The following is a 7,764-nucleotide window of genomic DNA, read 5'->3' as shown; positions in this document are numbered from 1 at the left end:
TGTGTCGCAACATCCAGATTTCCGGAGACCAGGGGCGTCTCACGTCATCGACACGCCAGCCCGCTGACCAGGCATTGCCCGCTCAAGTTCGAAGAGCCCGTTTTCTGCTGAATCGAAGCGCGAGGTCATATCTGTTCTGCAATTCCGGTCATTGTGCACAGTTCCGACCAATTCCTCGTATTCGGTGAATGCGGTGGAGTGTAAATGCATGTCGTGTTGTCATTGCTGGGCACGATCTCGATATGCACAGGGAAATGCGGCTTCTTGCCGTATTCGGAAGGAAATTCATGAATCGGTCAGCTCGTAGGGTTTCCGGCGCGGTGGCAGCGGCAGCTCTGGCACTCGTGGTGGTCAGCGCGTGTAGCGACGACAATTCGGACGACAAGTCGGCGGCGTCGTCGGACACGATGTCGATGTCGATGCCGATGTCGGAGACGTCAGGTGCGCAGGAATCCGGATCGATGGATTCGGCGAGTGCCGGGTCGGTTGATCTGACTGCCGCCGACGGCACCACGGTGACGCTCACTGGTCCGATCGCCGCGAAGTACTCGTCGGCCACCGAGAGTCAGAAGAACGACCTCGGCGCACCCAGAACAGGCGCCGATACCTCTGGTACCGAGTCCAACGGCGTGATGTTCCAACAGTTCGATGGCGGGGTGATCACCGCCAAGAACGGTGATACCTCTACTCCCGCGTACATCACGTGGGGCAAGATCCGCGACGCATGGAACGTGCCGCGTAACGCCGACGGGCAGCCGGCTGCCGACGGCAAGGGTGGCTCTCAGGGGCCGCTGGGCATTGCCACCAGCGACGAGACGGATGAGAACGGCGTGAAGACATCGACGTTCGAGCACGGCAAGATCACCTGGACACAGTCCACCGACCAGGTGGAGGTGACCGTCGACGGCAAGGTCGTCCCGACTTCATAACGGCGGTGCCCGACACAGGGCTGGCCTGATCGCTTTGGATCAGGCCGGCCCTCGGTGTCAGCGGGGCGGGTCAGATGAGCTTGGCGCCCTCGAGCAGCTGCTCGATGTAGGTGCCCTCGATCTTCTTGAGCGCTGCCTTGCCGATCAGCTTCTCGATGAGCGGGAACTTGATCTCGGTCAGCGACTTTCGGTCGTTGAGGTAGTAGATCGCGGAGAGCAAGACCCGGATGTCGAACGACGAGTCGAAGACCTCCGGGACGCCACGATCGACCTTGAGAAGTGTGTAGACGGCTTCCATCGCGGTACGCACCGAATATTCGGTGGTGAACACGGTGTCGCGTTCGGTCTCGGCGAAGTTACCGATGAACGCGAGGTTCGTGTAACCCTGCGGTACCACCAGCGGTCTGTCGCCCAGTGCCCGCGGCATGAAGTACGAGGTGATGTAGGGCATGTTGCACGGAACCGTCGATGCGGAGTTGTGCGCGAGATCGTCGATCTGATCCTCGGGAACTCCGATGTGGTAAAGCCATTCGGCACACAGTTCGGCGCCGGTGCATTCGCGGATCGTCTTCTTGACGTAATCGCCGGGCTTGTCGGAGAACAATCCGTAGAGCCACACCACGAGTTCCTTCTGTGGATCCTGCGCGGCGAAGTGCGGCTGGCGGCTCATCGAGAAGCCGTACAGCCAGCTGGAATCGGCGATGGTGCACGGACCGCCGGTCACGATCTCGCCCTTTCGGGGATCGCGGCCGGTGATCTTCTCGAGGTAGGGCCAGACCTTGTCGTCGGTGAGGGTGACCGTGGCCGAGATCGACCAGTTGGCCTCGGGAATGTTCTCGCAGAACTTCTCCGGATGGCCAAGTGCTGAGTCCTGCGCGGCGAGGCTCTTCCACAGCGACCAGGCGCCGCCGTGGTCGGTCTCCACCGGTGCGGGGTGATCGTTGTCGCCGTAGGTGGACGATTCAGTGATCGATCCGTTGGTGACGAACACCAGGTCGTTCTCGGTGAGGTCGATGGTCTTCGACTCGCCGTTCTCGGTGAGATGAATCGTCCGGGCAAATCGGGACGACGTGCCGGCGCCCAGCTCGATGTCGTCGACCTGGGTGTTGTAGACGAAGGTGACGCCGTGGTTCTCGAGGTTGGCAACGAGCGGTTTGATGAGCGACTCGTACTGGTTGTAGCGCGTGAACCGCAGCGAGGTCAGGTCCGACAGGGTCGAGATGTGGTGGATGAATCGCAACGTGTAGCGCCGCATCTCGAGGGCGCTGGCCCACGGCTCGAAGGCGAACATCGTCGCCCAGTAGAGCCAGAAGTGGGACTGGAAGAACTCCTTGCCGAAGACTTCGTCAATCCGCTTGTCCTGCAGGTCCTCCTCGCGGGTGAGGACCAACTTCATGAGTTCTTCGGACGCCCCACGTGTCAGTGTGAGGTCCTTGATGTGGTCGATCTTCTCGCCGCGGTTCTGCAGCGCACGAGCCGGATTGGAGGCGGGGTCGATCTTGTGGATCCAGTACATGTCGTCGAGAACCGACGCGTTCTCGTTCTCGAGAGAGGGCACGGACTTGAACAGATCCCACAGGGTCTCGAAGTGGGCCTCCATCTCGCGTCCACCACGGACGATGAAGCCCTTGTGCTCGTCGAGGATGCCGTCCATGCTGCCGCCGGGCAGAGCGAGTTCCTCGAAGATGGTGATCTTGTCCCCGGGCAGTTGCGCGTCGCGGATCAGAAATGTCGCCCCGGCCAGCGATGCGAGCCCGGAACCGACAAAATACGCTTTCTTCCCATCTATGTCGGCAGGCTTGAGTGGACGACCGAATGCCTCGAAATTGCCATTACTCCGGTACACGCGTTATATCCCTTCCGTTCGTCGGGCTGATGATCAGACCCGCACTCAGACAATGACGACCGTAGTCGGCATGTGCGCCGATTGGGAGGGTTTATCGCTCAGGCCACAGGATTTCCTGTTGCGCCGTGTCGCGTTTTATTCGCTGTCACGTGGTGTTGTCCGAAGAAGTGTTTTCGGTTGGGTGGAATAGAGATATTCGCGCGGAATTACCGATTGGATCGCTTGGTCAGAAATGTCCTTTCTCTAGCCGACTGACCCAGCCGACTGACCCAGCCGACCGACTCAACTGCCCGTGAGGGTCTCGTAGAAATCGAAGTGGTGCCCCTTCGATGTGCACCCGAAACTGCCGTGGAAGCCGACGCGGCATACGGCACCTGCATGGAATACCGCCGGTCCCCGAGTGGCACCGGATCCGGTGGTGGTACCGAAGGTGCTGATATCGGGATTACCGCCAGGGCGTGCGTGCGGCGTGCCGATGCCGAGTCCCGGATGTGCTGGCGCCCACGGGACGTCGATGAGCACTTCGCGGACCGGGAACGGAAGCGGGACATAGGTCTGGCCGAACAGGAAGGAGAATCGCGCCGGCGAGGTGAGATCGCAGCCCACCGTCCCGTCCCCGGTGATGGAGCAGTTGAATCCTTGTGCCGAGAAGTACACGGTTCCGATCGGGGTGGCGTTTGCTGCGCCGGCGAATGCGGTTGAGAGAGTGGCAGCGGCTGCGACCACACCCATTCCGTAGGCGAGAGATCTCTTCATTTCGGCTCCTCGTGGTGGTGTGCCTGCGTACACATCACATCGTCGGCAACCGCGGACACCGTTACGAACGCACCGCCGATAAGGACTTCGGTGAACGGCTCGCAGATGGCGGCGAGTTCTCGCTCGGGTGCTGGGCTTCTGTCAAATCAGGCAGTCGAATCAGGCAGCAGCGCAGTCGAATACAGCTCGTTGTCAGCGTGCCGCAGTCAGGATGTCCAGTCAGGGGGTCAGCGCTCAGGAGGTCAGCGCGACGAGCCGCTGACGGGCACCGTCTCGGCGCCGGTCGCGGATCAGTGCGATCATCTGGTAGCGCTGCGGCCCGCTCGCGAGATTCCAACAGAATGCGTCGCCGGCGACCACGGCCCGGTGGTACTCACGACTACTTCGCCGACGATGCTCGGCGGTGAATTCGCAGGGTGCGATGAGCGGTACCGAGCTCAGCGCCATCCCTGCCATGGTGAGTCCGTCGAGCACGGCATGGCACCACCCCCGCACATGCCGCCGACGCGATCGATGGATCGCGCATCCGACGGCATGCGTGACTGCCAGGCGGGAGATGTCGTCGCCGTGATCGCGGACGTATGCCGGATCGAGCACGATCGAGTCGGTCCATTCGGAGTACCCACCCCACTGGCTGCCCGGTTCGAAATCATCGATCCATCGCTGCTCGCCGTCGAGCAGTTCGCGGATCTCGACGGCGATCGCGCGGGGATGTCCGGCGCCCGCCGCGATCTGGTCCACGTGGTGCTGCAGGCGGGCACGTACATCCGTCATGATTCCTCCCGCTCGACAGTCGCTCTACCAGCGTGAATTAGGGTTACCTAAGTTATCGTAGCAGAGGGTCGAGGCGCTGATGCCGACTCTCGCGGTGGCGCGGCCGGTACGCGACTTCGGACCGCGCGAGCAGGCGGGGTGACTACTGGGCGTCGAGAATCGTGATGGCGAAGATGAGCGTGTCGCCCTTGTTGATGCCGGCTTCGGGATTCCCCTCCGGATAACCATCCGCAGAGGTCATCGCGACACCGACGTTGGAGCCCACCTTCTGTCCGGCAATGGCCTTCCGGAATCCGGCGACCACACCCTGGAGCGGGAACTGCGCCGCCACGCCTCGCTGGTAGGCACTGTCGAACATCTTGCCTGTGCGGCCGTCCACGCCCACGTAGCAGACGCTCACGGTGGCCGAGTCCGACACCGTGTCGCCGCTGCCGGTGGTCAGCGTCTTGACCTGGGTGTCGCTCACGGAAAAGGGTGTGGAGACCTCGATCTTGGGCGCCGCATCTGCTGTGGCTGCGGTGACCGAGGTCGACCCGGTGTCTCCCTTGAGGGTCCACTGCGGTGTCGTGTCTCCCGTGGGCTCAGCGGTCGGGCAGGACTTGGGGGCCGACGATTGCGCATCAGTGGTCGTCGAGGAGGACGAGCCGGAATCTCCACAGGCGGCCAGGGAGACGGCGAGGCATGCGGCGGACGCGGCGACGGCGGCAGATCTGATTCTCACGGTGGCCACCCTACCGATAGGCAGAGAGCACGTTTCGCGAGTGCGTCACGTGCGCGACGGCCGGGCCGCCCCAATCTCGGTGTCGATCCACCGGCAGATGACGGCGACCACATAGTCCTGCTCGCGAGCGGTGAGCTCGCGGCCCTTGGGGATGTCGTGGTTGCGAGCGAGGCAGGAACGACAGCAGGTTGCGGTCGCATGTTGAGCGCGGAAGACCGGATGTCCACCCCATGGCGTCTGCCTGCCGTCGTTGGCCGGATGCGCTGGAGCCAGGCGTCTGCCGATCAGATCACGAGCGTGCCGGGCCACGACGTCGGCACCTCTGAGTGCGACGAATTCGCTTTCGGGGACGCGTAAATGGAACTTCGCGCGGAAGGGCTGACGTCTGATCGTCGCGATCCGCTGATCGATCGCCGCGGTGTTGACCGCCGCACTGTTGACCGCCGCAGTGTTGCTAGCCGACGCGCTTGCCGTGTCCGTCGTTGTGCTGTCGGCGTTCGTCGGCATCTCTGCGTCGCTGGTGTTCGCGGTATGTGCCGAGGGCTGCATGAGGACTCCTCTCGGGATCGGCGAGACGCCACGAGGGGGGTATCAGGACGCCTGGTCTTTCGACGAGCTCGTCTCGGATTTCTCGGCCGAGTCCGACGAGTCGGACCCGTCGGCGAAGCGGTCGACCCGATTGATCGCGTCACGCGCGTAGACCTGCTGCTCGGTCACCGTCAACTGCGATCGGCTGTACGTGACGAACGACAGCGTCCACGACGCCAGCGCGGCAAGCCGATTGCGGAATCCGACCAAGAACACCAGATGGACGAGCAGCCAGCCCAGCCATGCGAGGAACCCGCTGAATTCGAGCGTCTTGTTGGTTTTGGGGATCGGGATCTTCGCGACGGCACCGTAGCGCGCCACGGTCGCCAGAGAACCCTTGTCCCAGTAGGAGAACGGCTTCCGCTGGTCGGGTGTCTGTCCGTTGATCGAATCGATGACACACTGCGCGGCATATCTGCCGCCCTGGATGGCACCCTGTGCCACTCCCGGGACTCCCTTGACGAATGCCATATCCCCCACCGCGAACACGTTGGGATGACCCGGAATCGACAGATCCTCGGAGACGAGGACACGGCCCGCGCGGTCGATCTCGACATCGGTTTGCTCAGCGAGTTGCTTACCGAGCGGACTCGCGGCGACACCGGCCGACCACACCTTGCATTGACTTTCGATCCGGCGCGTCGAACCGTCCTTGTCCTTCACCACGACACCGTCGTAGTCGAGGTCGACGACCATTGCGTTGAGCTGGATCTCGACGCCGGCTCGTTCGAGCTCGGCGGCCGCCTTCTTGCCCAGTTTCTCGCCGTAGGGCGGCAGCACTGCCGACGCACCGTCCATCAGGATGATGCGCGATTTCGTGGGGTCGATGTTGTTGAAGGCTCCCTTGAGTGTCTTGTGCGCGAGTTCGGCGATCTGGCCTGCCATCTCGACACCGGTCGCGCCCGCTCCGATGACGACGAACGTGAGCAGCTTCTCCCGTTCTGCCGGATCGTCGGAGAGTTCGGCTTGTTCGAAGGCGCCGAGAATGCGGCCGCGCAGCTCGAGAGCGTCATCGATCGTCTTCAAACCCGGTGCGTATTCGGCGAAGTGGTCGTTGCCGAAGTACGACTGGCCGGCACCGGCGGCGAGAATGAGGCTGTCGTAGGGGGTTTCGGTCACACGCTCGAGAAGACGCGAGACGATCACCTTGCGTTCCAGATCGATCTTCTCGACCTCGCCCAGCTCGACCTTGACACTCTTGTATTTCTTGAGCACCAATCGTGTGGTCGGGGCGATCTCGCCCTCGGCGATGATCCCTGTCGCCACTTGGTAGAGCATGGGCTGGAACAGGTGATGTGAGGTTCGCGCGATGAGGGTGACGTCGACTCCGGCCTTGCCGAGGGTCTGGGCGGCGGTGAGCCCCCCGAATCCGGATCCGACGATGACCACTCGATGGCCGGTGCTGTGCTCGGTCGGGCTCATATGTGTGACTACTCCGTCCGTGACGCTGTGAACTCTGTGGAAAGCCTTGTCGGTGATGCTGGGTCGGTGGTGCTCGGGTCGAGTCGTGACTGTGCGGAACGCATCGTCGTTGATGATACGCGCGTCACCACGGCGACCCGCTGCCGTCCAACCGGTGCGCGACTGCTCATCCGGGCTCCGGCGGTGGGCCGTATCGCCGTACGAGCGCGGCGATACCGACCGGGACCGCGGCCGCTGCCGCCGCTCCGACTGCGAAACCGGCGGCCACATCGGTGGTCCAGTGGACCGCGAGGTAGATGCGCGTACATCCCAGAACGAGTGGAAATGCCACTGCGGCGCAGACCATCAGGGTCTTGTGCCACATCGGCTGACTCGACACCCAGGTGACCGACAGCAGGGCGAAGGCCAGTGCACATGAACTCATCGAATGCCCGGACGGATACGAATAGGAGTGGACTGCCTGTCCGAGTTGTTCGGCGACAGGCGGTCTGGGGCGGTGAACAGCGATCTTGATCAGCGAGTTGACCGCCCAGGCCAACACCACCGTCACGACCACGACGGCCGCGCGCCGGACGGAACGGTCGTAGGCGACGAGGATCAGTGCCACGACGGTCACGGTGAGGAGGGGCTGGTGCACGAGTAGGTGACATCTGATCTGGCTTGCCCTGCCGGGCGGCCTGGAAGGATGCCAGCTGTGCCCAAGCCCTATCCCCAGGAGTTCCGCGACG

8 protein-coding genes are annotated in these 7,764 nt (G+C 62.9%); 1 reads left to right on the top strand and 7 read right to left on the bottom strand.

The genetic code is table 11. From position 1 onward, the window contains the following. The first annotated feature begins 287 nt into the window (after nt 1-287). Nucleotides 288-929 carry an LGFP repeat-containing protein gene (locus IEW22_RS19340; RefSeq protein WP_188588938.1) on the top strand — a complete coding sequence of 214 codons (642 nt, stop codon included), beginning with the start codon at nt 288-290 and terminating at the stop codon, nt 927-929. A gap of 70 nt (nt 930-999) precedes the next feature. Here the strand turns inward: IEW22_RS19340 and IEW22_RS19335 are convergent, their stop codons facing one another. From IEW22_RS19335 to IEW22_RS19305, 7 genes are all read right to left on the bottom strand, one after another. Then, nucleotides 1,000-2,775, bottom strand: a complete 1,776-nt coding sequence (locus IEW22_RS19335; RefSeq protein WP_188588936.1) for an oleate hydratase — start codon at nt 2,773-2,775, stop codon at nt 1,000-1,002. A gap of 282 nt (nt 2,776-3,057) precedes the next feature. Continuing rightward, nucleotides 3,058-3,531, bottom strand: coding sequence for a hypothetical protein (locus IEW22_RS19330; RefSeq protein WP_188588934.1), 474 nt, complete (start codon nt 3,529-3,531; stop codon nt 3,058-3,060). Nucleotides 3,532-3,765: 234 nt separating this feature from the next. Continuing rightward, nucleotides 3,766-4,305: a hypothetical protein gene (locus IEW22_RS19325; protein WP_188588932.1), complete on the bottom strand. Its 540-nt coding sequence runs from the start codon at nt 4,303-4,305 to the stop codon at nt 3,766-3,768. 142 nt (nt 4,306-4,447) lie between these two features. Continuing rightward, a complete protein-coding gene (locus tag IEW22_RS19320) occupies nt 4,448-5,026 on the bottom strand; it encodes an FKBP-type peptidyl-prolyl cis-trans isomerase (protein WP_229742920.1) in 579 nt (192 codons plus the stop codon). A gap of 45 nt (nt 5,027-5,071) precedes the next feature. Next, complete coding sequence (locus tag IEW22_RS19315) at nt 5,072-5,575, bottom strand: DUF4186 domain-containing protein (RefSeq protein ID WP_229742919.1); 504 nt, start codon at nt 5,573-5,575, stop codon at nt 5,072-5,074. Between the two features lie 42 nt (nt 5,576-5,617). Beyond that, nucleotides 5,618-7,036 carry an NAD(P)/FAD-dependent oxidoreductase gene (locus tag IEW22_RS19310; protein ID WP_188588930.1) on the bottom strand — a complete coding sequence of 473 codons (1,419 nt, stop codon included), beginning with the start codon at nt 7,034-7,036 and terminating at the stop codon, nt 5,618-5,620. Between the two features lie 166 nt (nt 7,037-7,202). Beyond that, nucleotides 7,203-7,673 carry a phosphatase PAP2 family protein gene (locus IEW22_RS19305; RefSeq protein ID WP_188588928.1) on the bottom strand — a complete coding sequence of 157 codons (471 nt, stop codon included), beginning with the start codon at nt 7,671-7,673 and terminating at the stop codon, nt 7,203-7,205. Nucleotides 7,674-7,764: the final 91 nt, after the last annotated feature.

Origin of the sequence: Gordonia jinhuaensis, from assembly GCF_014639795.1 — a bacterium.
Taxonomy (GTDB): domain Bacteria; phylum Actinomycetota; class Actinomycetes; order Mycobacteriales; family Mycobacteriaceae; genus Gordonia_B; species Gordonia_B jinhuaensis.
This window is presented reverse-complemented; position numbering and strand designations above follow the sequence as displayed.

What these genes read in the sequence shown, in the direction of transcription:
- IEW22_RS19340 (WP_188588938.1), top strand. Translation starts at nt 288, where the DNA reads ATGAATCGGTCAGCTCGTAGGGTTTCCGGCGCGGTGGCAGCGGCAGCT.
- IEW22_RS19315 (WP_229742919.1), bottom strand. Translation starts at nt 5,575, where the DNA reads ATGCAGCCCTCGGCACATACCGCGAACACCAGCGACGCAGAGATGCCG.
- IEW22_RS19310 (WP_188588930.1), bottom strand. Translation starts at nt 7,036, where the DNA reads ATGAGCCCGACCGAGCACAGCACCGGCCATCGAGTGGTCATCGTCGGA.
- IEW22_RS19325 (WP_188588932.1), bottom strand. Translation starts at nt 4,305, where the DNA reads ATGACGGATGTACGTGCCCGCCTGCAGCACCACGTGGACCAGATCGCG.
- IEW22_RS19330 (WP_188588934.1), bottom strand. Translation starts at nt 3,531, where the DNA reads ATGAAGAGATCTCTCGCCTACGGAATGGGTGTGGTCGCAGCCGCTGCC.